We start from the raw sequence: 24970 nt of genomic DNA, 5'->3' as shown, positions 1-24970 counted from the left end.
AAAATCCAAAGCCTGTCTTTTAACTCAATCGATCTGTTTTTGCCATGCCGCGAAGAGACCGCCGACGAGCGCGACGCCCGCGAGGAAGTAAAAACCGTCGAGCGACGCGAGGAACGACGCCTGTTGCGCGACCATCCGCGCGATCGACGCGATCGCGAGGCCGTGCGCGTCGTTCAGCGCGTGGCCGGCGGCCGCATAGCTGCGCGTCAGTGCATCGACGGTCTGCTGGAACAGCGGGTCGAACACGCTCGCGCGCTCGACGAGCCGCGTCTGGTGCACGGCCACGCGGTGCTGCTCGACGATGATCACCGACGACGTCGCGAACGAGATCGTCAGTTGCCGCACGATGTTCTTCAGCCGGTAGCCGTGCGTGTATTCGTCGATCGCGAAGATCCGGAACGTGAGATTCGCGACCGGCAGCACGATGAAGAGCAGCAGCAGCCCGCGCAGCAGCAACGGGACGATCAGCGCGGCTTCGCCGATCTGCGGCGTCATCCGGGTCATCCACAGCGCGGCCGTGACGGCGATCGCGAACCCGGGCACGACGAACCACTTCTTGTGCGCGACGAATTTCGCGTAGCGCAGGTAGGCGAACAGCGCGGTGGCCGAGATCAGCGACATCGTGCCGACCAGGCGCCCGGCATTCTCGACCGGATAGCCGAGCCCGCCCTCGAGTAACCGGGACGTCAGGTAACTGAAGCCCGTCGTCTCGTAGTAATAGAACATGTAGAGCAGCAGCCCGACCTGGAACGTCCGCTCGCGAAACGCATGCAGCCGCACGAGCGGCGTCGGATGGTGCCACTGGTGATACGCGAACCACGCGAGCGCGCCGAGCCCGGCGAACGTCAGCATGATCAGCATCGGCGAGCCGCTGTAGAGCTGGTAATGCACCTGTTGCAGCACGATCTGCAGCGCCCCTTGCGCGAGCGCGAACACGACGTACGGCCAGAAATGTCCGGAACCGCGTTCGTCGTCCGGCGTGCGGCCGGAATCGGGCAGCGTGAGCAACGCGAGGATCGCGAACGCGATGCCGGCCGGCGCCGTGCACGCGAACAGTGCGCGCCACGTCGAATGCGCGACCAGCAGCCCGCCGACGATCGGCGCGAGCGCGCTGCCGAGCAGGATCATGATCAGGAACGCGCGCGTCGCGGGCGGCCGCTCCTGCGGCTTGAAGCTGATCTGGATCAGGATCCGGCACGCGCCCATCATCGGGCCGATGAAATAGCCCTGGAAGCCGCGCGCGAACGCGAGCTCCAGCGACGTGTCGGCCAGCGCCGCCGCGATCGCGCCGAACGAGAACATCAGCATGCAGCCCGCGACGTAGCGGCGATGGCCGAGCCGGTCGACCCACCATTGCTGCTGCAGGATGCCGAGCACGGCCGTGACCGCGTACGCGCTCGACGACCACACCAGTTCGTCGGGCGACGCGTTGATGCCGCCCGCGATGTAGCTCGCGAAGAACGAGAAGACGGCGTTGTCGAAGTAGTCGATGCCGGTGACGAGCGCGAGTGCCCACGGGAACAGGTCCCCCCGCAGGTTTGCGCGGCTCCACAGCGGCGGCCGGCCCGGCACCGCGTTCATTCGCGATCCTTGCGGGCGCGCCGCGCGCCGGCTTCGGCCCGCCGCTGCGCGATCAGTTCATCCGCGTTTTCGCCGGCGAGGCGCCGCTCGACGTAGTCGATGTCGTGCTGCAACTCCTTGCGCAGCGCGACGGCTTCCTTCAACTCGCGCTGGACGGCCGCGATCCGCCGGTCGAGCGTATCGATCTGCTCGGCGAGGCCGGTGCGGATGTCGCGCAGCGAGGCATCCGAATAGCGGCGCCGGCCGTCGCCCGTTTCTTCCAGCGGACGCTTCAGCATTTCGGTGATGCCGTGCAGCGAGAAGCCGAGCGCGCGCAGCCGCAGGATGCGCGCGAAGCGTTCGAGGTCGGCTTCGTCGTAGAGGCGGTAGCGGCCTTCGCTGCGCGATGGCGTGACGAGTCCGCGCTCTTCGTAATATTTGAGCGTGCGCGGCGTGACGCCGAGTCGCGACGCGGCGTCGCTGACGGTCAGGTGCGGGGTGGCTGCATCGTTCGGCATCGGGTGCGGGGAATTCGAAGGGACAATGACGCGATTATAGATCAACCTGTACGTTCACGTTCAGGTTGGGATCAAAAAACGGCCGCCGGGCAGGGTGCGCGGGCGGCCGTGTTGCGGAGCGGAGGCGATCAGCCGCCGCGGCGCATCAGGTCGAAGAACTCGGAGTTGCTCTTCGTCTGGCGGATCTTGTCGAGCAGGAATTCCATCGCCTCGACCTCGTCCATGTCGTGGATGAACTTGCGCAGCACCCAGATCTTCTGAAGGATCTCGGGTTTGATCAGCATTTCCTCGCGACGCGTGCCCGACTTGTTCAGGTTGATCGACGGGTACACGCGCTTTTCCGCGAGACGGCGCTCGAGGTGCACTTCCATGTTGCCGGTGCCCTTGAACTCTTCGTAGATCACGTCGTCCATGCGGCTGCCGGTTTCGATCAGCGCGGTGCCGATGATCGTCAGCGAGCCGCCTTCCTCGATGTTGCGCGCCGCACCGAAGAAGCGCTTCGGACGCTGCAGCGCGTTCGCGTCGACACCGCCCGTCAGCACCTTGCCCGACGCCGGGATCACGGTGTTGTACGCACGCGCGAGACGCGTGATCGAGTCGAGCAGAATCACGACGTCGTGCTTCATTTCGACGAGGCGCTTGGCCTTCTCGATCACCATTTCGGCGACCTGGACGTGGCGCGTGGCCGGTTCGTCGAACGTCGACGCGATCACTTCGCCGGCGACCGAGCGCTGCATTTCGGTCACTTCTTCCGGGCGTTCGTCGATTAGCAGCACGAACAGGATCACGTCCGGGTGGTTCTGCTTGATCGCGTGCGCGATGTGCTGGAGCATCACGGTCTTGCCCGACTTCGGAGACGCGACGAGCAGGCCGCGCTGGCCCTTGCCGATCGGCGCGATCATGTCGATGATGCGGCCCGTGACGTTTTCCTCGCCGCGCATTTCGCGTTCGAGCGACAGCGGCTTGTTCGGGTGCAGCGGCGTGAGGTTCTCGAACATGATCTTGTGTTTCGAGGCCTCGGGCGGCTGCCCGTTGACTTTGTCGACCTTCACCAGCGCGAAGTAGCGCTCGCCGTCCTTCGGCGTGCGGACTTCACCTTCGATGGTGTCGCCGGTGTGCAGGTTGAAGCGGCGGATCTGCGACGGGCTGATGTAGATGTCGTCGGTGCTCGCGAGGTACGACATTTCCGGCGAGCGCAGGAAGCCGAAGCCGTCCGGCAGCACTTCGAGCGTACCGTCGCCGAAGATCGTCTCTCCCGTCTTGGCGCGCTTTTTGAGAATGGCAAACATCAACTCCTGCTTGCGCAGGCGGTTCGCGTTTTCGATCTCCAGGCCATTGGCCATTTCGATCAGTTCGGAGACGTGCAGAGACTTGAGCTCGGATAAATGCATACGGAGAACCCGCCAGGGAGGAGATGCGACGAAAGAAATAAGGGAGGAGGGCGAGCGGAAGCGCTCAGAGACTTAAATGCGTCTTGTCGACGTTTTTTAATTCTAGCATAGCCCGATTCGCGCTTGAGCGAGCGATCGGCGGCTTGACGGCGGACGTGTTGCCGACTGACAACACGTCCGCGGAACTGCCAGTATTACAGGTGGCTGTCCAGGAATGCGGTGAGCTGCGACTTCGACAGCGCGCCGACCTTCTGCGCGGCGGCCGCGCCGTTCTTGAACAGGATCAGCGTCGGGATGCCGCGCACGCCGAATTTCGCGGGCGTGGCCTGGTTGTCGTCGACGTTGATCTTCGCGATCTGCAGCTTGTCGCCGTAGTCCTTCGCGACTTCGTCGAGGATCGGGGCGATCATCTTGCACGGGCCGCACCATTCGGCCCAGAAATCGACGAGTACGGGCTTGTCGGACTTGACGACGTCCTGTTCGAACGATGCGTCGCTGATGTGTTTGATCTGTTCGCTCATTGGGTCAATACCTCTTACGGTTCGGGGACTGCCTGCTTGCGCGTTGCGGCGTACCGGCCGCCGTAGGCTGCCGGCCGCTGCGGCAGGTCACTCCGCCTTTCCGGAAAGGAGGGGCGTAAGCGCTGCATGCCGCGGCTCGCGGGTCGTTCGGGCGTCATATTAGCCTAAATTGCTATCTGCTGCGGGCGGCGATAGTAGCCGCTACGCGAGTAGGGGTACGACGCGACGTTCGACCGTCGTGCCACGCAGATGGAGGCCGGTCCGCCAATTGCAAGGGGCGGGCCGCATCCCGCCCGCGCGAAGGGGCGATGCGCCGGTTTGCCCGGCGATATTCGCATTGATGCGAACAAACGGTCGCATTCGTCCGGAAGCGGTGATAGAATATGCCGTGACGGGCCTCCTCGCATGGTGGGGCGGTGAACCTGGTCAGGTCGGGAACGAAGCAGCCACAATCGTTTTCCGCCAGTGCCGAGGGTTGGGCTCGTCACCTTCCTTCTCGCCCCGTTCGCAGGGCGTTTTTTATTTCTGCGTCACACTCCGTTCGACCTGCCTCTTGCCCGTCTTCCGCACCGTTTCGCGTGTCGGCGCGACGCAGCGTTACTGATACAATTTCCCGATGACCTATCAAGTTCTCGCACGCAAGTGGCGTCCGAAGGATTTCGCTTCGCTCGTCGGCCAGGAGCACGTCGTCAGGGCGCTCACGCACGCGCTCGACGGCGAGCGTCTCCATCACGCCTATCTGTTTACCGGAACCCGCGGTGTCGGCAAGACGACGCTGTCGCGGATCTTCGCGAAGGCGCTCAACTGTGAAACCGGCGTCACGTCGCAGCCGTGCGGCGTGTGTCGTGCCTGTCGCGAGATCGACGAGGGCCGTTTCGTCGATTACGTCGAGATGGACGCGGCGAGCAATCGCGGCGTCGATGAAATGGCCGCGCTGCTCGAGCGCGCGGTGTACGCGCCCGTCGATGCGCGCTTCAAGGTCTACATGATCGACGAAGTGCACATGCTGACGAATCACGCGTTCAACGCGATGCTGAAGACGCTCGAAGAGCCGCCGCCGCACGTCAAGTTCATCCTCGCGACGACCGATCCGCAGAAAATCCCCGTGACTGTGCTGTCGCGCTGCCTGCAGTTCAACCTGAAGCAGATGCCGGCCGGGCACATCGTGTCGCATCTCGAGCGGATCCTCGGCGAAGAGCAGATCACGTTCGAGCCGCAGGCGCTGCGCCTGCTCGCGCGCGCCGCGCAGGGCAGCATGCGCGACGCGCTGTCCCTGACCGACCAGGCGATCGCCTATTCGGCGAACGAGGTGACCGAGTCGGCGGTGTCGGGCATGCTCGGCGCGCTCGACCAGACATACATGGTGCGCCTGCTCGACGCGCTCGCGGCGGCCAATGGCCCGGAAATCCTCGCGATTGCCGACGAGATGTCGTTGCGCAGCCTGTCGTTCTCGACCGCGCTGCAGGATCTCGCGAGCCTGCTGCACCGGATCGCCTGGGCGCAGTTCGCGCCGGGCTCGGTGCTCGACGAATGGCCGGAAGCGGCCGACCTGCGTCGTTTTGCGGAGACGCTGAGCCCCGAGCAGGTGCAATTGTTCTATCAGATCGCGACGGTCGGGCGCGCCGAGCTTGGCCTTGCGCCCGACGAATACGCCGGTTTCACGATGACGCTGCTGCGGATGCTCGCATTCGAGCCGGCCGTTGGCGCCGGCAGCGCGCCGGGCGGCCAGCCGTCCGTGCCGCCGCGTGCGGTGCCGGCCCCGCGTGCTGCCGCGGCGAAGCCGGTGTCGGCCACGCCCGCCGGCGCAGCGCGTCCGCAAGCTGCGGTGCCGGCTGCACCGGTTGCGCCGGTCGCCCGTTCGGCGCCCGCGCAGTCAAGCGATGAAGCCGAACGGCCGGCCGCCAAGCCGCCTGCCGCCCAGTCACCGGCAGAGGCTGCAGCCTCGGTACCGACAGCGGTCGACGCACAAGCGATCGAGGAGCCGTCGCAGCCGGAAACGAAGGCGGCGCCCGCTGGCGACGTGCCGCCTCCCGCCCGGAAGGAACCCGAGCCGCCTGCCGTTGCCGCCGTGCAGCGAAACGACGAACCGGCTCCGCAGGCCGAACCGGCGCCGCGCGCCGCATCGCCCGAGCCGGCCGCCGCACGGCCGGCGGCGCGCGCAGGCGGTGCCGCCGCCGCGCTCGACGTGCTGCGCAATGCGGGGATGCGCGTGTCGTCGGACCGCGGCGGGCGCGCAGGCGCAACAGCCAAACCGGCGGCGGCCCAGCCGGCCGCCGAGAAGCCGGCCGCGCCGCGTCCGGCCGTCCAGGTGCCGACGCCGCGTGCCGCTGCCCGCGCGCCGCAAGCAGCCGAGTCGCGCCAGCCGTCGCCGCCGTGGGAAGACATCCCGCCCGACGACTACGTGCCGCTCAGCGCCGACGAAATGTTCGGCGGTTCCGACGACGGCTTCGTGCCGGTGTTCGACAGCGGTCCCGACGATGTGCGCGTGACGCCGAAGCCGGCGGACGCGCGTCCGGCCGCGCCGATCGACACGCGGCCGCTGCCGCCCGCGATCGCGCTCGATCCGATCGGCTTCGACGGCGAATGGCCGGCGCTCGCCGCACGGCTGCCGCTGAAGGGCGTCGCGTACCAGCTCGCGTTCAACAGCGAGCTGACGGCCGTCGATGCGGGCACATTGAAACTGTCCGTGCCGGTGCCGCAGTATGCGGACGCCGCGCAGGTGACGAAGCTGAAGGCCGCACTGGCCGATGCGCTCGGCAAGCCGGTCGAGGTGAGCGTCGAGGTCGGGCCCGCACGGCGCACCGCGGCGGCGCTCGATGCGGCCGCGCGCGCGGCGCGCCAGCGCGAAGCCGAGCAGGAGATTCACGGCGATCCGTTCGTCCAGCAGCTCGTGCGCGACTTCGGTGCGCGCATCGTCGAGGGGTCGGTGCGTCCGCTCGCCGATTCGGCGCCGGACGGTGTGCCGCCCACACTCCATTGAACTGACCGCCCCGCGACAGGCACAATCACGCCCCGCACACATTGGCCGGCACGCGCCGCGTGCCGGTTTTCACACGATCAAGAAGGAGTATTCCCATGTTGAAAGGCAACCTCGCCGGACTGATGAAGCAAGCGCAGCAAATGCAGGAAAACATGAAGAAGATGCAGGAGCAGCTTGCGCTCATCGAAGTCGAAGGGCAGTCGGGCGCCGGCCTCGTGAAGGTGACGATGACGTGCCGCAACGAAGTGCGCCGCGTGTCGATCGACCCGAGCCTGCTCGCGGACGACAAGGACATGCTCGAGGATCTCGTCGCCGCTGCATTCAACGACGCGGTACGCAAGGCCGAAGCCACGTCGCAGGAAAAGATGAGCGGCATGACGTCGGGTCTGCCGCTGCCCCCGGGCTTCAAGCTGCCGTTCTGAACGCGGCGTCCTTGCCACTCTTTGCCGCCGTATGAAACAGCCGTCCGCCTTGTCCGCTCTCGTCGAAGCGTTGCGCGTGCTGCCCGGTGTCGGGCCGAAATCCGCGCAGCGCATGGCGGTTCACCTGATGCAGCACGACCGTGAGGGCGCGGAGCGGCTCGGCCGGTCGCTGCTGTTCGCGACCGAGCACCTGCAGCACTGCGAGAAGTGCAACACGTTCACCGAGGCGCAGATCTGCGAGGTCTGCAGCGACGAGGAGCGTGATCCGACGCTGCTGTGCGTCGTCGAGACGCCTGCCGACCAGATCATGCTCGAGCAGACGATGACCTACCGCGGGCTGTATTTCGTGCTGATGGGCCGACTGAGCCCGCTCGACGGAATCGGTCCGAAGGAAATCCATTTCGACCGCCTCGTGCGGCGCGCGTCGGACGGCGTCGTCAAGGAGGTCGTGCTCGCGACCAACTTCACGAACGAAGGCGAAGCCACCGCCCACTACCTCGGACAGACGCTCAAGGCGCGCGGGCTGGCGGTCACGCGCCTCGCGCGCGGCGTGCCGGTGGGCGGCGAGCTCGAGTACGTCGACGCGGGCACCATCGCCCGCGCAATGCTCGATCGTCGCACGATGTAAGCCGGGCGCCGCCTGCCGGCGGCGCCGTTCCTCATGCCAGGGAGACACATGAGCACCAGCCAGGGCCCGCTCGCGGGCGTCAAAGTGCTCGAATTCGGAACGCTGATCGCGGGGCCGTTCGCGTCGCGGCTGTTCGCCGAATTCGGCGCGGAAGTGATCAAGATCGAGGATCCGAACGGCGGCGACCCGCTGCGCAAGTGGCGCAAGCTCCACCCGGAGCAGGGCGGCACGTCGCTGTGGTGGTCGGTACAGGCGCGCAACAAGAAATCGGTCACGCTCAACCTGAAAGCTGACGCCGGCAAGGCGATCGCGCGGCAGCTCGCGAGCGAGGCCGACATCGTGATCGAGAACTTCCGCCCGGGCCTGCTCGAAAAGCTCGGGCTCGGCTACGACGTGCTGTCGGCCGACAATCCGGGCCTCGTGATGGTGCGCCTGTCCGGCTACGGGCAGACGGGCCCGTACCGCGACCGGCCCGGCTTCGGCGCGATCGCCGAATCGATGGGCGGGCTGCGCCACATCACCGGCTATCCGGATCTGCCGCCGCCGCGCATCGGCATCTCGATCGGCGACTCGATCGCGGCGCTGCACGGCGTGATCGGCGCGCTGATGGCGCTCCATCACCGCAAGGTTAACGGCGGCGCGGGGCAGGTGGTCGACGTTGCACTGTATGAAGCCGTCTTCAACATGATGGAAAGCGTGGTGCCCGAGTACGGCGTGTACGGGATGGTGCGCGAGCGCACCGGCGCGTCGCTGCCGGGCATCGTGCCGTCGAATACGTACGCATGCCGCGACGGCAGCATCGTGATCGGCGGCAACAGCGATCCGATCTTCAAGCGGCTGATGAAGGCGATCGAGCGCGACGACCTGGCCGACGATCCCGCGCTCGCGCAAAACGACGGGCGCGTGCCGCGCACGCAGGAAATCGACGACGCGATCGCCGCGTGGCTCGCGCCGCGCACGATCGACGAGGCTCTCGTCGTGCTCAATGCGGCCGACGTGCCGGCCGGGCGCATCTACAGCGCGGCCGACATGTTCACCGATCCGCAGTTCGTCGCGCGTCAGATGATCCAGCGTTTCAAGCTGGCCGACGGCACCGACATTCCGCTGCCGAACATCACGCCGAAACTGTCGGACACGCCGGGCGAAACACGCTGGCTCGGGCCCGAGCTCGGCGAGCATACCGACGAGGTGTTGCGCGGCCTCGGCTACGACGCACAGGCGATTGCCGCGCTGCGCGAGGCGGGCGCGATCTGAGTGCGCCGAGGCCTGCGCGCTTCGCGCCGGGCCTCCCGATGAGGGTTTCCCCAAGGCGATTTTCTTTGGGCGGAAAACCCGGTCGGCCCGGTGTTTTCCCCAGCGCGCGGAACGCCGCCGCGTCGTGCGGCGGCGCACCGCGTGTCCATGCGTATACCCGCCCGTCCGCGGTGGCCGGACTGTCGCTCTCGCGCCATCTTTCCTCGGTTACAATCGCCGGATGCGAATCCTACTCAGCAACGACGACGGCTATCTCGCCCCCGGTCTCGCCGCGCTCAGCGAAGCGCTGCAGCCGCTGGCCGAGCTTACGGTGATCGCGCCCGAGCAGAACTGCAGCGGCGCGTCGAATTCCCTCACGTTGTCGCGGCCGCTGTCGGTGCAGCGCGCAGCGGGTACGGGTTTCTTCTACGTGAACGGCACGCCGACCGATTCGGTGCACGTCGCGCTGACGGGGATGGCCGACGCGAAGCCGGACATCGTCGTGTCCGGCATCAACAACGGCCAGAACATGGGCGAAGACACGCTCTATTCGGGGACAGTTGCGGCCGCCACCGAAGGCATCATGTTCGGTGTGCCGGCCATCGCGTTCTCGCTGGTCGACAAGGGCTGGGCCCGTCTGGCCGACGCCGCGCGCGTCGCCGCGGAAATCGTCGCGCACTACCTCGCGCATCCGCTGCCGGGCAACCCGCTGCTGAACGTCAATATTCCGAATCTGCCGTACGACGAACTGAAGGGCTGGAAGGTCACGCGTCTGGGCAAGCGTCATCCGTCGCAGCCGGTGATTCGACAGACCGACCCGCGCGGCGAGCCGATCTACTGGATCGGCGCCGCGGGCGAGGCGCTGGACGCCAGCGAGGGCACCGATTTCCACGCCGTTGCAAACGGTTTCGTCTCGATCACACCGCTGCAACTCGATCTCACGCATACGCAGATGCTGCCCGCGATGCGCGAATGGGCGCGCGCCGGAGGGCGGGCTTCATGAGCGGCGAGCGCGCGAAGCGGTTCCCGCTCGCGCTCGAAGATCTCAAGCGAGCGCCACGCAAGTCGGAAGGTCGGCCCGGTGAACGCCAGACGGCGGGGGCGGTGCCGAAGGCTGCCGACAAACCCGCGGCCGTGCTGAAGCCGGTTGCGGTGAAGCCGGCCGCCGTGCGGGCGCCGCTGCCGGGTATCGCCGCCGCGAAGCCGGCGACCGCACCGAAGCCCACCGCGCTGAAGCCTGCGCTGCCGAAGCCGGCCGCGCCGAGCATCGCGCCGGCCGGCGCGTTCGCCCTCACGTCGGAACGTGTGCGCGAGCGGATGGTCGAACGCCTGCGCGCGAACGGCGTGACCGATGCGCGCGTGCTGGACGCAATGGCCGCGGTGCCGCGCCACCTGTTCGTGGATCCCGGGCTCGCGACGCAGGCCTACGAGGATTCGGCATTGCCGATCGGCCATCAGCAGACCATTTCAAAGCCGTCGGTCGTCGCGCGCATGATCGAGCTCGCGATGGCCGGCCGCACCCTCGAGCGCGTGCTCGAGATCGGCACGGGTTGCGGCTATCAGGCCGCCGTGCTGAGTCACGTGGCACGCGACGTGTATTCGATTGAACGCATCAAGCCGCTTTACGAGCGCGCGAAGCTGAACCTGCGGCCGCTGCGCGTGCCGAACATCCGTCTGCACTACGGCGACGGGCGTGTCGGCTTGCCGTCCGCGGCCCCGTTCGACGCGATCGTGATCGCGGCGGCGGGGCTCGACGTGCCGCAGGCGCTGCTCGAGCAGCTCGCGATCGGCGGGCGGCTCGTCGCGCCGGTCGGCGCGCAGAGCGGGCAGCACCAGGTGCTCACGCTCGTCGAGCGCGTCGCGCACGCGCAATGGCGAGAGTCCCGGCTTGATCGCGTTTTCTTTGTCCCTTTAAAATCCGGAGTGATTTGAAACCGATGAGTATGTTGCGCGCGATGCAAAACAACCGATCCAGGGAACCGCTCACGTTCGCCCAGCGCGCGATCTGTGTGGCTGCGTTCTCCACGCTACTGGCCGCCTGTGCGACGCGGCTCGACAACGCGCCCGTCGTCGACCGCTCCGGGTCGCTCGGCACGACTGCCGCCGCGCAGCCCGCGGTGCCGCTCGGTCCGCCGCCGCCGGGCTTCTATCGTGTGAAGCCGGGTGACACGCTGTACCGGATTGCGCTCGAGAACGGGCAGAACTATCGCGACATCGCGACGTGGAACAATCTGGCGAACCCGAACCAGATCGAAGTCGACCAGCTGCTGCGCGTGGCGCCGCCGGGCGGCGCTGCAGTGGCGGGCACGCCGGCCGCCGCGCCGATCGTCGGTGGTGCGGTCGCGACCGCGCCGCTGAGCAGCGGTCCGGCCGCGCCGGCCGCCGGCACGTCGTCGGCGCTCGCCGCCACGCCCCCGGCCGCGGCGACCGGATCGAGCGATACGGCGGCGGCGCCGAGCGGCCCCGTGACGTTCGCGTGGCCCGCGCGCGGCCCCGTGCTGAACGGGTTCGACGATGCGAAGAACAAGGGTGTCAATATCGGCGGGACGGCCGGCGAGGCCGTGAAGGCGGCGGCGGACGGCCGCGTCGTTTACTCCGGCAACGGTCTGCGTGGTTACGGCAACCTCATTATCATCAAACACGATGCAACTTACCTCACGGCGTATGCACACAATCGCGCTTTGATGGTAAAAGAGGGGGACGCGGTAACGAAGGGGCAGAAGATCGCCGAGATGGGTAACAGCGATGCCGACCGCGTGATGCTGCATTTCGAGGTTCGCCGGCAGGGTAAGCCTGTCGATCCGCTGAAGTATTTGCCGCCTCAATAACCGAGACGACCATGCCGAAATCGAAGCGCCACGAGCCGCAAGCCGAGTCTGAGAAGATCAGTCGTGCCACGCAAGCATCGGTGGGGCGAGTGGGTGCTTCGACGGACGACGAAGAGGATGTCGCGGAAAACGAACGTGATCTCGAGGCACGCGACGCCGACGCGGACGGTGGCGACGACGAGCGCGAAGGCCGCCAGGAAGCCGCGCCCGACGTCGACGATTTCCGCACGCTGCTGCAGGCCGAGCTCACGGCCGACACGATCCAGCATTACCTGAACCGCATCAGCGTGAAGCCGCTGCTGACCGTCGAGGAAGAGCAGCGTTATTCGCGTCTCGCGAAGGCCGGCGAATTCGAGGCGCGGCAGGTGATGATCGAGCGCAATCTGCGGCTCGTCGTCAGTATCGCGAAGGGCTACCTGAACCGCGGCGTGCCGCTGCTCGACCTGATCGAGGAAGGCAACCTCGGCCTGATGCACGCGATCGAGAAATTCGACCCGACGCGCGGTTTCCGTTTCTCGACCTACGCGACGTGGTGGATCCGGCAGAGCATCGAGCGGGCGATCATGAATCAGGCCCGCACGGTGCGCCTGCCCGTGCACGTGATCCGCGAACTGAACCAGGTGCTGCGCGCGAAGCGCCACCTCGAAAAGAACTCGATGTCGACGGGCGAAGCGGCCGAACGCCGCGAAGCCAGCATCGACGACATCGCCTATCTCACCGGCAAGACCGCCGAGGAAGTCACCGATATCCTCGCGCTCAACGAGCACACGGCGTCACTCGATGCGCCGCTCGACCTCGATCCCGCGAGCAGCCTGCTCGACCTGCTGCCCGACGACCAGAGTCAGTCGCCCGACGCCGAGGTGCAGCACCGCGAGCTCGAAACGCTGACGCGCGCGTGGCTGTCGCGTCTGTCCGACAAGCACCGGCACGTGATCGAGCGCCGCTTCGGTCTGAACCACATCGAACCGGCGACGCTCGAGGAGCTCGCCGACGAGATGGGGCTCACGCGCGAACGCGTGCGGCAGATCCAGCAGGAAGCGCTGGTGCGCCTCAAGCGGTTCTTCGCCTCCAACGGCGTGCGCAAGGACGCCGTTCTGTAACCGATGACCCCGATTCTTGTTTTTGACATCGAGACGATTCCCGATGTCGACGGCATTCGCCGTCTGGAAGACCTGCCCGCGACGCTCGACGATGCCGCGGTGGCCGAACACGCGTTCGCCGCACGCCGCGAGAAGACCGGCGGTGATTTCCTGCCGCACCACCTGCAGCGGATCGCGGCGATCTCGTGCGTGTTTCGCGACAACAACGGTTTTCGCGTGCGCTCGCTCGGGACGCCGCAGGACAACGAAGCGACGCTGATCCAGTCGTTCTACCGCGTGATCGAGAAATACACGCCGCAACTCGTGTCGTGGAACGGCGGCGGTTTCGATCTGCCGGTGCTCCATTACCGCGCGCTCGTGCACGGCATTCCCGCCACCCGCTACTGGGATCTCGGCGAGGACGACCGTGAATTCAAGTGGAACAACTACATTTCGCGCTATCACTCGCGGCATACCGACCTGATGGATGTGCTCGCGATGTATCAGGCGCGGGCGAACGCGCCGCTCGATGCGCTCGCGAAGCTGTGCGGCTTTCCGGGCAAGCTCGGAATGGACGGCAGCCAGGTGTGGCCGGCGTTCCGGGACGGGCGGATCGACGAAATCCGCAATTATTGCGAAACCGACGTCGTCAACACCTACCTGCTGTATTGCCGGTTCCAGTTGATGCGCGGCGGCCTGACGCCGAGCGAGTATGCGGACGAGATCCTGCTCGTGAAGAACGCGCTTGCGCAGGAACCGGCGCCGCACTGGGTCGAATACCTCGCCGGCTTCGACGCGTAGCGCGGGCGGCCCGCGCTGTCGCCGGTGCGATCAACCCAGTTCGAGCAGCACCGGCTGGTGATCGGATGCGCGTACGTCGCCGTCGATCTCGCAGCCGATGATGCGCGGCAACAGCGTGTCGGTCACGAACACGAAATCGCACGCGAGCGGCCCGTCCGACCATTGCACCGTATCGTAGACGCCGGCCGTCGGCGGCGGTGTATGGCCGGGGTGCCGCGCGACCCACGCGTCGACGAAACTCGGCGCGTCGGCAATCGGCTCCAGGAAGCGCCGGTACGCGTCGCTGTCGAATGCGCTGTTGAAATCACCGCAGACGATCGCATCGCGCGGCTGTCCGGTCGCGCTGAACGGCCCCTCGGGCGTTTCGGCGGGAGCGGGTTGATCCGCGTGCGCGCAGGCCTCGCGATGCCGGTCGCGGAGCGCGTCGACTTGAGCAAGCCGCTGGCGCGCCGAGTAGTACTCCAGATGCGTGGTGACCACGCGCAACGACCCGAAGGACGCTTGCAACTCGATATCCAGCGCGACGCGCGGCATCGACGGCGCGCCGGCGTCGGCCGGCCACGGCAGCGATTGGCGCAGCACACGGCCGACCGGCAGCCGCGTCGCGATCGCGTTGCCGAACTGGCGGCGCGGGGCGCCCGGCCGGATGGCCGGCAGATCGGCGCCGATGGCGTCGACGATCGTATAGCCGGGCAGCAGCGCCGCGAGTTCGGCGAACTGGTCGGGGCCGGGCCGGCCGGGTAGAGCATCGAAGCCGCGTGTAAGCTCCTGCAGGCAGAGCACGTCGAAATCGCCGAGCCGGCGGATGGCCGCGACGGTGCGGGGAAGATCGACGACGCCGTCCGCGTCCCGACCCCATTGGATGTTCCAGTCGATCAATCGCATGGCCGAGTCTCCTTGGTCTGGTGCTGCGAGCAGAACCCGTGCCGTCGGTGGGGCCGCGCTGCGGGCAATGGGAGGCGGTCCTCAGTCGCTCACGCGCGGCGCAGCGCGGCATCGGCCTGCGCATCGGCAGCGGCGCTTGCGCGACGAAAGCACGCGACGGGGGCCTTCGTCGTCTACAATCTCGCCTTCTTCAACGTTTGTCAGGAAAAGCTGGTGTCCGAAGCCGTCCCCACTTCTGCGCGCAAATCGAAAAATGCGCCCGTCGCGCCCGGGCCTGCCCCGGTTCTCGAGATCGAATCGCTCGACATGGAAGCGCGCGGTGTCGGCCGCACGATGACCGAGGACGGCGAGCCGGGCAAGGTGATCTTCGTCGAAGGCGCGCTGCCGGGCGAACGCGTGACCTATTCGAGCTATCGCCGCAAGCCGAGCTACGAGCAGGCGACGGTTGTCGACATTCTGCGCCCGAGCGTCATGCGCACCCAGCCGAAGTGCACGTTCTTCGGCACCTGCGGCGGCTGCTCGATGCAGCATCTCGACATGCGCGCGCAGGTGGCGGTCAAGCAGCGCGTGCTGGAAGATAATCTGTGGCACCTGGCGAAGCTGCGCGCGGAAACGATGTTCGCGCCGATCCACGGCCCGTCGTGGGGCTATCGCTACCGGGCGCGCCTGACCGTGCGCAACGTCGCGAAGAAGGGCGGCGTGCTGGTCGGCTTCCACGAGAAGAAGAGCAGCTACGTGGCCGACATGACGAGCTGCGAAGTGCTGCCGCCGCATGTGTCGGCGATGCTCGTGCCGCTGCGGCGGCTCGTCGAGGGGCTGTCGATTCGCGACCGGATGCCGCAGATCGAGCTCGCGGTCGGCTCGACCGTCACGGCGCTCGTGCTGCGCGTGCTGGAGCCGATCAACGCGGACGACGAAGCGCTGCTGCGCGCGTTCGCGGACGAGCACAAGGTGCAGTTCTGGCTGCAGCCGAAGGGGCCGGACACGGTGACGCCGTTCTATCCGCTCGACGTGTCGCTCGACTACACGCTGCCGGAATTCGGCATCCGCATGCCGTTCAAGCCGACCGATTTCACGCAGGTCAATCACCAGATCAACCGCGTGCTGGTGGGCCGCGCGCTGCGCTTGCTCGCGCCGTCGCGCGACGATCGCGTGCTCGACCTGTTCTGCGGGATCGGCAACTTCACGCTGCCGCTCGCGCGGCTGTCGCGCGAAGTGATGGGCATCGAGGGCAGCGACACGCTGACCACGCGCGCGCTGGCGAACGCACGCGAGAACGGTGTCGACGGCCACACGACGTTCGCGTGCCGGAACCTGTTCGAGGTGACGGGCGACGATCTCCGTGCGCTCGGCGCATTCGACAAGTTCCTGATCGACCCGCCGCGCGAAGGCGCGCTCGCGGTATCGAAGGCGCTGGCCGAGATCGCGCAGAGCGGCGCAGGCCCGTTGCCGAAGCGCATCGTCTACGTGTCGTGCAACCCGTCGACGCTCGCGCGCGATGCGGGCCTGCTCGTGCACGAGGCCGGCTACCGGCTGAAGGGCGCCGGGGTCGTGAACATGTTCCCGAATACGTCGCACGTCGAATCGATCGCGCTGTTCGAGCGCGACTGAGCCGGGCGGCGGACGTAAAAAAACCGGCCCGCGGGCCGGTTTTTCATGGTGCGTGCCGAACGTCAGTTGCGGTTGCCGCCGAAGATGCCGAGCAGCGCGAGCAGGTTCGTGAACACGTTGTACAGATCGAGGTAGATCGCGAGCGTGGCCGAGATGTAGTTCGTCTCGCCGCCGTTCACGACGCGCTGGACGTCGAACAGCATGTAGGCCGAGAAGATCGCGATCGCGAGCACCGACACGGTGAGCATCAGCGCGGGCAGTTGCAGGAAGATGTTCGCGACCGACGCGAGCAGGATCACGATCACGCCCATGAACAGCCACTTGCCGAGCCCCGAGAAGTCGCGCTTGCTGACGGTGGCGATCGTCGCCATCGTGGCGAAGATGATGCCGGTGCCGCCGAACGCGAGCATGATCAGCGACGGGCCGTTCGAGAAGCCGAGGATGAAGCTCAGCAGCCGCGACAGCATCAGGCCCATGAAGAACGTGAAGCCGAGCAGCACGAACACGCCGGCCGCGCTGTTTTTCGTCCGCTCGATCGCGAACATGAAGCCGAACGCGATCGCGAAGAACGCGAGCAGGCTCATCATCGGGCTCGTGGCCGCGAACAGCGAGAAGCCCGTCGCGACGCCGACCCAGGCGCCCAGCACGGTCGGCACCATCGATAGCGCGAGCAGCCAGTACGTGTTCCGCAGCACGCGGTTGCGAACCTCGGCGGTGCTGACGGAACCGCCGCGGCCGAAATTGTACGGATAGTCGTTCATGGTTTCTCCTAACATTGAACGCGTGGGCGTCCGGGGCCGGTTCGGCGCGCGCGATGTGCGGCGCAGCAAACCGGGGCAGCTATGGCTAAGATAGGTTCCGTACCGGGAGGTTTCAATGGCCCGGCGGCACAAAACATATGGATTCTGAACCTTTCATTCGTGTAAGGGTTCAATCGCAATGATACACGGGATCGTGCTACAATAGCGGATTCATTTGAACCTGTAACTTCTTAATTTTTTGGAGTTTTTATGGCAATCGAGCGCACCCTGTCGATCATCAAGCCGGATGCGGTGGCAAAGAACGTGATCGGCCAGATCTACAGCCGTTTCGAAGGCGCCGGCCTGAAGATCGTCGCATCGCGCATGGCACACCTGTCGCGTGCTGACGCAGAGAAGTTCTATGCAGTTCACGCAGCGCGTCCGTTCTTCAAGGATCTCGTCGATTTCATGATCTCGGGCCCGGTGATGATCCAGGTTCTGGAAGGTGAAGGCGCGATCCTGAAGAACCGCGACCTGATGGGCGCGACGGATCCGAAGAAGGCGGAAAAGGGCACGATCCGCGCCGACTTCGCCGACAGCATCGACGCGAACGCCGTGCACGGCTCGGACGCTGCGGAAACGGCAGCGGTCGAAATCGCGTTCTTCTTCCCGGAAATGAACGTTTACTCGCGTTAAGCCCTGGCTGACAGCAAGTAGGCAGGATTCAGCGCACGCGGCAAGGCAGCACATCATGACGAGCGAAACTTCCGTCAATCTTCTCGACTTCGACGCCGAGGGTCTTGTCGCGTACTGCGGCAGCCTGGGCGAGAAGCCGTTCCGCGCCAAGCAGTTGCAGCGCTGGATCCACCAGTACAACGCCGGCGATTTCGACGGCATGACCGATCTCGCGAAGTCCCTGAGAGAAAAGCTCAAGGGCCGCGCGTCGATCGTGATGCCGGACATCGCCAGCGATCACGTTTCCACCGACGGCACGCGCAAGTGGCTGATCGACGTCGGAAACGGCAATGCGGTCGAAACCGTGTTCATCCCGGAAGAGACGCGCGGCACGCTGTGCGTGTCGTCGCAGGCCGGGTGCGCGGTGAACTGCCGCTTCTGCTCGACGGGCAAGCAGGGCTTCTCCCGCAACCTGTCGACAGCCGAAATCATCGGCCAGCTCCGGATGGCCGAATTTGCACTGCGAGCGTCGCTGGGCCGCGCGCCCGGCCCGAACGGCAAGGCCGAACGGGTCGTCACCAACGTGGTGATGATGGGCATGGGCGAGCCGCTCCTGAATTACAGCGCGGTCGTCCCCGCGATGCGGCTGATGCTCGACGACAACGCGTACGGCCTGTCGCGCCGTCGCGTCACGCTGTCGACGTCCGGCGTGGTGCCGATGATGGACCGCCTCGGCGCCGAGTTGCCGGTCGCGCTGGCCGTTTCGCTGCATGCGCCGAACGACGCGCTGCGCGACGAGCTGGTGCCGCTCAACAAGAAGTATCCGCTTCGCGAGCTGATGGCTGCGTGCCAGCGTTATCTGAAGGTCGCGCCGCGCGACTTCATCACTTTCGAATACTGCATGCTCGACGGCGTCAACGACACCGAAGCGCATGCGCGCGAACTGCTGGCCGTCACGCGTGACGTGCCGTGCAAGTTCAACCTGATCCCGTTCAATCCGTTTCCGGAATCGGGCCTCATCCGCTCGAAGCCGGAGCAGATCAAGCGCTTCGCGCAAGTCCTCATCGACGCGGGTGTCGTCACGACCGTGCGCAAGACGCGCGGCGACGACATCGACGCCGCGTGCGGGCAGTTGGCCGGCGCGGTGAAGGATCGTACGCGCCTCGCGGAACGAACGGGCGCAGCAGGAAAAATCATCGAAGTTCGGGCAGTTTGACGGGGGCACCTGGCCGGGGTGCCCGAACCCTTTGGCGGTGCAACACGCGAATAGCGATCGGTCGCGGCGCCTCGGCGCCGCGCATGGTATGAACCGTTGCGGGTGCCGGCCGGCAGGAGTCGGCGGCAGCCGCCAGTGAAGAAGAATCGACGCGAGGACAAGGATGAGTGAGCCGCAGCCGTCTAACGGCGCAGAGACGAATGCCGCGAAGCCGGCACCGGCCGGACTGGAATCGCTGGCGGCGGTCGGCAGCCGGCTGGCGCAGCTTCGGGAGACGAAGGGCTGGTCGGTCGACGACGTGTCGGCGCGACTCAAGGTCGCGCCGCAAAAGCTCCGGGCGCTCGAGTCTGGCGACATCAGCCATTTGCCTGGGGTGACGTTCGCGCTCGGTGTCGTGCGCAGCTACGCGAAGATGCTCGGCGTCGATCCGGAACCGTTCGCGCAGGCGCTGCGCCGCGAGCGCGGGGTGCCGGAAGTCGACCTGTCGATGCCTGCGTCGTCGGGCACGGATCTGCCGCGCGGCCGCGTGTCGATTCCGCTGGGCGGCTCGTCGCGCCACCATCCTTGGCTGTGGGGAACGGGGATCGTTATCGTCGCGGTGGTCGCCGTACTGATGTGGCACACTGGCGGCGATTCGTCGAGCCTGCTCGCACGCTTCAAGGGCGGCGAGGCCGAGCATGCGTCGGCCGCGAGTGCGACGGCGGCATCGTCGTCGGCTGAAGAAGCGGCCACGAACGGCGCGTCGGCAGCGGTTGCGAATGAGGTTCCGGCCCCGGCTGCTGCATCGGCGACTCCGGCGCAGGCGATCGCGTCGGCCGTTCCGGCGCCTGCGGCCCCAGTCGCGACGGCGGCTGCGTCGCAGCCCGTGGCGGCAACGGCGGCGGCCAGCGCGGCCGCACCGGCCCAGCCGGCGAGCGTCGTGGTGGCGGCAGGCCAGTCGATGGTCGAACTGAAGGTCAAGCAGGATTGCTGGTTCAGCGTGCGCGACAAGAACGGCAAGGAGCTGTTCTCGGCGCTGGTGCGCGCCGGCGAAACGAAGCAGGTGGCCGGTGACGGGCCGTTCAAGGTCACGATCGGCAACAAGGCCGGCCTCGACGCGGTTGCGTTCGACGGAAAACCGGTCGATCCGGCAAAATATTCGGCAGCGCGGGGTAACGTGGCGCGGTTCACGTTGCCCTGACGTCAAGCGCCGTGGCGAAGGCCTGTCGTCGATCTCGGCAGGCCGTGAGGGCACGGCGCTTTTTCAATTCATGCGCCACGTTGCGGCGCATTCCGCGTAAATGGATCTATCGATGCAATCCGAAGCTCAATCCCCACGCAGCAGTCAGATTTGTTCAACCGAGCCGGTGTTCGGCGGGCATCAGCCGCGCCGCGTATCGCATGCGGTGGATGTCCGCTGGGGCGGGCAACTCGTGACGATCGGCGGCGACGCGCCGGTGCGCGTGCAGTCGATGACGAATACCGACACGGCCGATGCGATCGGCACGGCGATCCAGATCAAGGAACTCGCGAATGCGGGCTCCGAGCTGGTGCGCATCACGGTCAACACGCCCGAAGCCGCGGCCGCCGTGCCGGCGATCCGCGAGCAGCTCGACCGGATGGGCGTGACCGTGCCGCTCGTCGGCGATTTCCACTACAACGGCCACCTGCTGCTGCGCGACTATCCGGGCTGCGCCGAGTCGCTGTCGAAGTACCGGATCAACCCCGGTAACGTCGGTCAGGGTGCGAAGCGCGACACGCAGTTCGCGCAGATGATCGAGGCCGCGGCGAAGTACGACAAGCCGGTGCGGATCGGCGTGAACTGGGGCAGCCTCGACCAGGACCTGCTCGCACGCATGATGGACGAGAACGGCGCGCGCGCGCAGCCGTGGGACGCGCAGAGCGTGATGTACGAGGCGCTGATCCAGTCGGCCATCGGCTCGGCCGAACGCGCGGTCGAGCTCGGCCTCGGCCGTGACCGCATCGTGTTGTCGTGCAAGGTCAGCGGCGTGCAGGACCTGATCGCCGTGTACCGCGAACTCGGCCGCCGCTGCGGCTTCGCGCTGCACCTCGGGCTGACCGAGGCCGGCATGGGCTCGAAGGGGATCGTCGCGTCGACGGCCGCGCTCGGCGTGCTGCTGCAGGAAGGGATCGGCGACACGATCCGCATCTCGCTGACGCCGGAGCCGGGCGCGTCGCGCACCGGCGAAGTGATCGTCGGCCAGGAAATCCTGCAGACGATGGGCCTGCGCTCGTTCGCGCCGATGGTGATCGCGTGCCCGGGCTGCGGCCGCACGACGAGCACGCTGTTCCAGGAACTCGCGATGCAGATCCAGACCTACCTGCGCGAGCAGATGCCGGTCTGGCGCAAGGAATATCCGGGCGTCGAGAAGATGAACGTCGCGGTGATGGGCTGCATCGTCAATGGCCCGGGCGAATCGAAGCACGCGAACATCGGCATCAGCCTGCCGGGTTCGGGCGAGAACCCGGCCGCGCCTGTCTTCATCGACGGCGAGAAGGTCAAGACGCTGCGTGGCGAGCGGATCGCCGAGGAATTCCAGCAGATCGTCAGCGACTACGTCGCACGCAATTACGGCCGCACCGAGGCCCTGAACTAATTCGTCCACACACACGAACGATGACTGAACAGAAACGCAAGATCGAGAAGCTCACCGGCGTCAAAGGCATGAACGACATCCTTCCGCAGGATGCCGGCCTGTGGGAATTCTTCGAAGCTACCGTGAAATCGCTGCTGCGCGCGTACGGCTACCAGAACATCCGCACGCCGATCGTCGAACATACGCAGCTCTTCACGCGTGGCATCGGCGAGGTCACGGACATCGTCGAGAAGGAGATGTACAGCTTCACCGACGCGCTGAACGGCGAGAACCTGACGATGCGCCCGGAAAACACCGCGGCCGTCGTGCGTGCGTCGATCGAGCACAACATGCTGTACGACGGCCCGAAGCGCCTGTGGTACATCGGCCCGATGTTCCGTCACGAGCGTCCGCAGCGCGGCCGCTATCGCCAGTTCCACCAGGTCGGCGTCGAGGCGCTCGGCTTCGCGGGTCCCGATGCGGATGCCGAGATCATCATGATGTGCCAGCGCCTGTGGGACGACCTCGGCCTGACCGGCATCAAGCTCGAGATCAACTCGCTCGGCCTCGCCGAAGAGCGCGCCGCGCACCGCGTCGAACTGATCAAGTACCTCGAGCAGTTTGCCGACGTGCTCGACGAGGACGCGAAGCGCCGCCTGTATACGAACCCGCTGCGCGTGCTCGACACGAAGAACCCGGCGCTGCAGGACATCGCGCAAAACGCACCGAAGCTGATCGATTTCCTCGGCGACGAATCGCGCGCGCATTTCGAAGGGCTGCAGCGCCTGCTGCTCGCGAACAACATTCCGTTCAAGATCAACCCGCGTCTGGTGCGTGGCCTCGATTACTACAATCTGACCGTGTTCGAATGGGTGACCGACAAGCTCGGCGCACAGGGCACGGTCGCGGCCGGCGGCCGCTACGATCCGCTGATCGAGCAGCTCGGCGGTAAGCCGACCGCCGCGTGCGGCTGGGCGATGGGCATCGAGCGCATCCTCGAGCTGCTGAAGGAAGAGGATCTCGCGCCCGAGCAGGAAGGCGTCGACGTGTACGTCGTGCACCAGGGCGACACCGCGCGCGAACAGGCGTTCATCGCGGCCGAGCGTCTGCGCGACACGGGCCTCGACGTGATCTTCCACTGCAGCGCCGACGGCGCGCCGGCGAGCTTCAAGTCGCAGATGAAGCGGGCCGATGCAAGCGGCGCCGCGTTCGCGGTGATCTTCGGCGAAGAAGAGGTCGCGAACGGCACGGTGGGCGTGAAAGCGTTGCGCGGCGCGGGTGCGGAAGGGGAAAAGAACGTTCAGCAGACCGTACCGGTCGAAAGCTTGACCGAATTCCTAATCAATGCGATGGTTGCATCCGCCGAAGACGGCGACGACTGATCGCGCTGGCATCCGCTCGACAAGAAAAGCCTGAACAGGAAGGAATCGCTCGCCGATGAGTTATCACGACGAACAAGAATCGATTGAAAGTCTCAAGGCGTGGTGGGCCCGCTGGGGCAACCTCACCACGTGGATCGTGCTCGCGGCGCTCGTCGTCGCGGCCGGTTTCAACGGCTGGAACTACTGGCAGCGCCGTCAGGCTGCCGAGGCGTCCGGGCTGTACGAGCAGGTCCAGAAGGCTGCCGCCGCGAACGACAAGGCAACGATGGCCCGCGCGGCTGCCGACATGGAAGACAAGTTCGGCAGCACGCCGTATGCGCAGATGACGGCGCTCGCGGCCGCGAAGACGCTGTATGCGGCCGGCGATGCGGCCGGCGCGAAGGCTCAGCTGCAATGGGCCGTCGATCACGCCAAGGACGACGAGTACAAGCAGATCGCGAAGCTGCGTCTCGCGTCGCTGCTGCTCGACGAGAAGGCGTACGATGCGGGCCTCGCGCTGCTGTCGGGTACGCCAGTCGATGCATTCAAGGGCCTCGTGGCCGATCGTCGCGGCGATCTGCTTGCCGCGCAAGGCAAGACCGACGACGCGCGCGCGGCATACAAGCTCGCGCTCGACGGCCTGTCGAAGGACGACCAGTCCGCGCGCCAGCTCGTGCAGTTCAAGCTGGACGCGCTCGGCGGCTGAATTCCGGTCCCCTCAACCTCTTAACTCTGCTTCGCTAACCGATGAATTTGCTGAAACGTTACGCTGTGCCCGTTGCCTGCGCGGCGGCTGTCCTCGCTTTGACGGCTTGCTCGTCGTCGAAGGATGCGCGCCGCGTGCCGACGCCGCTCACCGAGTTCAAGCCCGTCATGGACGTGCAACAGGTCTGGAAGGCGAGCGTCGGCAAGGGCGGACGCTACCTGTTCTCGCCAGTGGCCGTGGGCGACGCGGTCTATGCGGCGGGCGAAAACGGTGCGGTCGAGAAGATCGACGCGAAGACGGGCCAGACGCTGTGGCGCTCGAAGGTCGGTTCGGACCTGTCGGCCGGGGTCGGCAGCGACGGCAACCTGACCGCGGTCGGTGCGTTGAAGGGCGGCGTGTTCGTGCTGGGCCCGGACGGCAAGCAACTGTGGAAGACCAGCGTGCAAGGCGAGATCTTCTCGCCGCCGCTCGTCGGCAACGGCCTCGTGGTCGTCCGCACGATCGACGGCCAGGTGATCGCGTTCAACGCGCAGACGGGCGAGCAGAAGTGGAACTACCGCAACCGTGCGGTGCCGCTGAACCTGCGCGTGTCGGCGGGCATGACGTTCGCGGGCGACGCGGCCGTGCTCGCGGGCTTCCCGGGCGGCGGTCTGGTCGCGATCAACCTGCAGACGGGTGAGCCGTTCTGGCAAACCCCGGTGTCGTTCCCGAAGGGCGTGACCGAAGTCGAGCGCATCAACGACGTCAGCGGCCCGCCGACGCTCGTGGGCGCGGAAGCCTGCGCGGTGACGTTCCAGGGGCAGCTCGGCTGCTTCGATGCAAACTCGGGCCGGCCGCTGTGGGAAAAGCCGTTCTCGAGCCGCAGCGGCCTTGCGCAGGACGATTCGGTGGTCGCCGGCGGCGACGACTGGTCGGTCGTCACCGCGTACGATGCGGCCACGGGCAACCAGCTCTGGCGCAACGACAAGCTGAAGAGCCGTGACGTCGGCGTGCCGTACCTGCTCGGGCATGCGGTCGTGATGGGCGACTACAAGGGCTTCGTGCACTTCCTGTCGCGCGAGGACGGCAGCTTCATCGCGCGGATGAAGACCGACGGCAGCGCGATTACGGCGGCGCCGGTCCTCGCGGGCAACACGCTCGTCGTGCAGACGAAGGACGGCGGCCTGTACGGGTTCCGTCCGCGCTGACGCGCAGGAAACAGGTGCGGCCGTGGCGCGGCGGGCAGGTCCCGCGTGCCGC

23 protein-coding genes and 1 other RNA gene are annotated in these 24970 nt (G+C 66.6%); 18 read left to right on the top strand and 6 right to left on the bottom strand.

The annotated features are described in order from the left end of the window. Nucleotides 1-24 precede the first annotated feature (24 nt). The 4 genes from AP428_RS06725 to trxA form a co-directional block, all read right to left on the bottom strand. Nucleotides 25-1581, bottom strand: coding sequence for an MFS transporter (locus AP428_RS06725; RefSeq protein ID WP_011549678.1), 1557 nt, complete (start codon nt 1579-1581; stop codon nt 25-27). Beyond that, nucleotides 1578-2078, bottom strand: a complete 501-nt coding sequence (locus AP428_RS06720; RefSeq protein ID WP_011549679.1) for a MerR family transcriptional regulator — start codon at nt 2076-2078, stop codon at nt 1578-1580. The genes AP428_RS06725 and AP428_RS06720 overlap by 4 nt, the downstream gene beginning before the upstream one ends. 128 nt (nt 2079-2206) lie before the next feature. Further along, on the bottom strand, nt 2207-3469 hold the full coding sequence (rho, locus tag AP428_RS06715; protein ID WP_006478662.1) for a transcription termination factor Rho: 1263 nt from the start codon (nt 3467-3469) through the stop codon (nt 2207-2209). A gap of 194 nt (nt 3470-3663) precedes the next feature. Beyond that, nucleotides 3664-3990, bottom strand: a complete 327-nt coding sequence (gene trxA / locus AP428_RS06710; RefSeq protein WP_006402348.1) for a thioredoxin TrxA — start codon at nt 3988-3990, stop codon at nt 3664-3666. A gap of 390 nt (nt 3991-4380) precedes the next feature. Here trxA and ffs point away from each other — a divergent pair. From ffs to AP428_RS06665, 10 genes are all read left to right on the top strand, one after another. After that, an RNA gene (gene ffs / locus AP428_RS34340) (signal recognition particle sRNA small type) lies at nt 4381-4479 on the top strand. Between the two features lie 127 nt (nt 4480-4606). Beyond that, nucleotides 4607-6970: a DNA polymerase III subunit gamma/tau gene (locus tag AP428_RS06705; RefSeq protein ID WP_011549680.1), complete on the top strand. Its 2364-nt coding sequence runs from the start codon at nt 4607-4609 to the stop codon at nt 6968-6970. A gap of 95 nt (nt 6971-7065) precedes the next feature. Then, a complete protein-coding gene (locus AP428_RS06700) occupies nt 7066-7392 on the top strand; it encodes a YbaB/EbfC family nucleoid-associated protein (RefSeq protein WP_006482124.1) in 327 nt (108 codons plus the stop codon). Nucleotides 7393-7423: 31 nt separating this feature from the next. Further along, nucleotides 7424-8020 carry a recombination mediator RecR gene (recR, locus tag AP428_RS06695; protein WP_006478665.1) on the top strand — a complete coding sequence of 199 codons (597 nt, stop codon included), beginning with the start codon at nt 7424-7426 and terminating at the stop codon, nt 8018-8020. Between the two features lie 48 nt (nt 8021-8068). Next, on the top strand, nt 8069-9274 hold the full coding sequence (locus AP428_RS06690; protein ID WP_006496407.1) for a CaiB/BaiF CoA-transferase family protein: 1206 nt from the start codon (nt 8069-8071) through the stop codon (nt 9272-9274). A 220-nt stretch (nt 9275-9494) separates the two neighbouring features. Continuing rightward, complete coding sequence (gene surE, locus AP428_RS06685) at nt 9495-10256, top strand: 5'/3'-nucleotidase SurE (RefSeq protein ID WP_011549681.1); 762 nt, start codon at nt 9495-9497, stop codon at nt 10254-10256. Beyond that, on the top strand, nt 10253-11185 hold the full coding sequence (locus AP428_RS06680) for a protein-L-isoaspartate(D-aspartate) O-methyltransferase (protein WP_011549682.1): 933 nt from the start codon (nt 10253-10255) through the stop codon (nt 11183-11185). The genes surE and AP428_RS06680 overlap by 4 nt, the downstream gene beginning before the upstream one ends. Before the next feature lie 5 nt (nt 11186-11190). Then, nucleotides 11191-12081: a peptidoglycan DD-metalloendopeptidase family protein gene (locus AP428_RS06675; RefSeq protein ID WP_006478669.1), complete on the top strand. Its 891-nt coding sequence runs from the start codon at nt 11191-11193 to the stop codon at nt 12079-12081. An 11-nt stretch (nt 12082-12092) separates the two neighbouring features. After that, nucleotides 12093-13181, top strand: coding sequence for an RNA polymerase sigma factor RpoS (rpoS, locus tag AP428_RS06670; protein WP_011694300.1), 1089 nt, complete (start codon nt 12093-12095; stop codon nt 13179-13181). A gap of 3 nt (nt 13182-13184) precedes the next feature. After that, nucleotides 13185-13961, top strand: a complete 777-nt coding sequence (locus AP428_RS06665; protein ID WP_054927897.1) for a 3'-5' exonuclease — start codon at nt 13185-13187, stop codon at nt 13959-13961. Between the two features lie 30 nt (nt 13962-13991). On the opposite strand, the gene AP428_RS06660 is transcribed toward AP428_RS06665, so the two are convergent. After that, complete coding sequence (locus AP428_RS06660) at nt 13992-14846, bottom strand: endonuclease/exonuclease/phosphatase family protein (RefSeq protein WP_054927896.1); 855 nt, start codon at nt 14844-14846, stop codon at nt 13992-13994. A 306-nt stretch (nt 14847-15152) separates the two neighbouring features. Here AP428_RS06660 and rlmD point away from each other — a divergent pair, with 306 nt between their 5' ends. Next, nucleotides 15153-16457: a 23S rRNA (uracil(1939)-C(5))-methyltransferase RlmD gene (gene rlmD, locus AP428_RS06655; protein WP_034174708.1), complete on the top strand. Its 1305-nt coding sequence runs from the start codon at nt 15153-15155 to the stop codon at nt 16455-16457. A 62-nt stretch (nt 16458-16519) separates the two neighbouring features. Here rlmD and AP428_RS06650 read toward each other — a convergent pair whose 3' ends face one another. Then, complete coding sequence (locus AP428_RS06650) at nt 16520-17218, bottom strand: Bax inhibitor-1/YccA family protein (protein WP_006484459.1); 699 nt, start codon at nt 17216-17218, stop codon at nt 16520-16522. Between the two features lie 249 nt (nt 17219-17467). Between AP428_RS06650 and ndk the strand changes: the two genes are divergently transcribed. The 7 genes from ndk (at nt 17468) to bamB (ending at nt 24918) form a co-directional block, all read left to right on the top strand. Then, on the top strand, nt 17468-17893 hold the full coding sequence (gene ndk, locus AP428_RS06645; RefSeq protein WP_006478674.1) for a nucleoside-diphosphate kinase: 426 nt from the start codon (nt 17468-17470) through the stop codon (nt 17891-17893). 55 nt (nt 17894-17948) lie between these two features. Continuing rightward, the gene (rlmN, locus tag AP428_RS06640; RefSeq protein ID WP_011549686.1) at nt 17949-19088 is read left to right on the top strand and encodes a 23S rRNA (adenine(2503)-C(2))-methyltransferase RlmN; all 1140 of its coding nucleotides are present in this window, start codon (nt 17949-17951) and stop codon (nt 19086-19088) included. A gap of 163 nt (nt 19089-19251) precedes the next feature. Next, entirely contained in the window at nt 19252-20268 is a 1017-nt protein-coding gene (locus AP428_RS06635; protein ID WP_054927895.1) for a helix-turn-helix domain-containing protein, read from the top strand. A 112-nt stretch (nt 20269-20380) separates the two neighbouring features. After that, entirely contained in the window at nt 20381-21685 is a 1305-nt protein-coding gene (gene ispG / locus AP428_RS06630; RefSeq protein ID WP_006483314.1) for a flavodoxin-dependent (E)-4-hydroxy-3-methylbut-2-enyl-diphosphate synthase, read from the top strand. A gap of 20 nt (nt 21686-21705) precedes the next feature. Beyond that, complete coding sequence (gene hisS, locus AP428_RS06625) at nt 21706-23046, top strand: histidine--tRNA ligase (protein WP_011549689.1); 1341 nt, start codon at nt 21706-21708, stop codon at nt 23044-23046. A gap of 55 nt (nt 23047-23101) precedes the next feature. Beyond that, nucleotides 23102-23731 (top strand): tetratricopeptide repeat protein, encoded by a 630-nt coding sequence (locus AP428_RS06620; protein WP_006478678.1) that lies wholly within the window; start codon nt 23102-23104, stop codon nt 23729-23731. Between the two features lie 41 nt (nt 23732-23772). Beyond that, entirely contained in the window at nt 23773-24918 is a 1146-nt protein-coding gene (gene bamB / locus AP428_RS06615; protein WP_011549691.1) for an outer membrane protein assembly factor BamB, read from the top strand. Nucleotides 24919-24970: the final 52 nt, after the last annotated feature.

Source organism: Burkholderia sp. E168m22 (assembly GCF_001319805.1).
Classification (GTDB): Bacteria; Pseudomonadota; Gammaproteobacteria; order Burkholderiales; family Burkholderiaceae; genus Burkholderia; species Burkholderia orbicola.
The sequence above is the reverse complement of the archived record's forward strand: the minus strand, read 5'-3'. Positions and strand labels throughout refer to the sequence as shown.

Excerpts from the sequence above, each read along its gene's own strand:
- AP428_RS06725 (WP_011549678.1), bottom strand. The coding sequence starts at position 1,581 with ATGAACGCGGTGCCGGGCCGGCCGCCGCTGTGGAGCCGCGCAAACCTG.
- AP428_RS06720 (WP_011549679.1), bottom strand. The coding sequence starts at position 2,078 with ATGCCGAACGATGCAGCCACCCCGCACCTGACCGTCAGCGACGCCGCG.
- rho (WP_006478662.1), bottom strand. The coding sequence starts at position 3,469 with ATGCATTTATCCGAGCTCAAGTCTCTGCACGTCTCCGAACTGATCGAA.
- trxA (WP_006402348.1), bottom strand. The coding sequence starts at position 3,990 with ATGAGCGAACAGATCAAACACATCAGCGACGCATCGTTCGAACAGGAC.
- AP428_RS06705 (WP_011549680.1), top strand. The coding sequence starts at position 4,607 with ATGACCTATCAAGTTCTCGCACGCAAGTGGCGTCCGAAGGATTTCGCT.
- AP428_RS06700 (WP_006482124.1), top strand. The coding sequence starts at position 7,066 with ATGTTGAAAGGCAACCTCGCCGGACTGATGAAGCAAGCGCAGCAAATG.
- recR (WP_006478665.1), top strand. The coding sequence starts at position 7,424 with ATGAAACAGCCGTCCGCCTTGTCCGCTCTCGTCGAAGCGTTGCGCGTG.
- AP428_RS06690 (WP_006496407.1), top strand. The coding sequence starts at position 8,069 with ATGAGCACCAGCCAGGGCCCGCTCGCGGGCGTCAAAGTGCTCGAATTC.
- surE (WP_011549681.1), top strand. The coding sequence starts at position 9,495 with ATGCGAATCCTACTCAGCAACGACGACGGCTATCTCGCCCCCGGTCTC.
- AP428_RS06680 (WP_011549682.1), top strand. The coding sequence starts at position 10,253 with ATGAGCGGCGAGCGCGCGAAGCGGTTCCCGCTCGCGCTCGAAGATCTC.
- AP428_RS06675 (WP_006478669.1), top strand. The coding sequence starts at position 11,191 with ATGAGTATGTTGCGCGCGATGCAAAACAACCGATCCAGGGAACCGCTC.
- rpoS (WP_011694300.1), top strand. The coding sequence starts at position 12,093 with ATGCCGAAATCGAAGCGCCACGAGCCGCAAGCCGAGTCTGAGAAGATC.
- AP428_RS06665 (WP_054927897.1), top strand. The coding sequence starts at position 13,185 with ATGACCCCGATTCTTGTTTTTGACATCGAGACGATTCCCGATGTCGAC.
- AP428_RS06660 (WP_054927896.1), bottom strand. The coding sequence starts at position 14,846 with ATGCGATTGATCGACTGGAACATCCAATGGGGTCGGGACGCGGACGGC.
- rlmD (WP_034174708.1), top strand. The coding sequence starts at position 15,153 with ATGGAAGCGCGCGGTGTCGGCCGCACGATGACCGAGGACGGCGAGCCG.
- AP428_RS06650 (WP_006484459.1), bottom strand. The coding sequence starts at position 17,218 with ATGAACGACTATCCGTACAATTTCGGCCGCGGCGGTTCCGTCAGCACC.
- ndk (WP_006478674.1), top strand. The coding sequence starts at position 17,468 with ATGGCAATCGAGCGCACCCTGTCGATCATCAAGCCGGATGCGGTGGCA.
- rlmN (WP_011549686.1), top strand. The coding sequence starts at position 17,949 with ATGACGAGCGAAACTTCCGTCAATCTTCTCGACTTCGACGCCGAGGGT.
- AP428_RS06635 (WP_054927895.1), top strand. The coding sequence starts at position 19,252 with ATGAGTGAGCCGCAGCCGTCTAACGGCGCAGAGACGAATGCCGCGAAG.
- ispG (WP_006483314.1), top strand. The coding sequence starts at position 20,381 with ATGCAATCCGAAGCTCAATCCCCACGCAGCAGTCAGATTTGTTCAACC.
- hisS (WP_011549689.1), top strand. The coding sequence starts at position 21,706 with ATGACTGAACAGAAACGCAAGATCGAGAAGCTCACCGGCGTCAAAGGC.
- AP428_RS06620 (WP_006478678.1), top strand. The coding sequence starts at position 23,102 with ATGAGTTATCACGACGAACAAGAATCGATTGAAAGTCTCAAGGCGTGG.
- bamB (WP_011549691.1), top strand. The coding sequence starts at position 23,773 with ATGAATTTGCTGAAACGTTACGCTGTGCCCGTTGCCTGCGCGGCGGCT.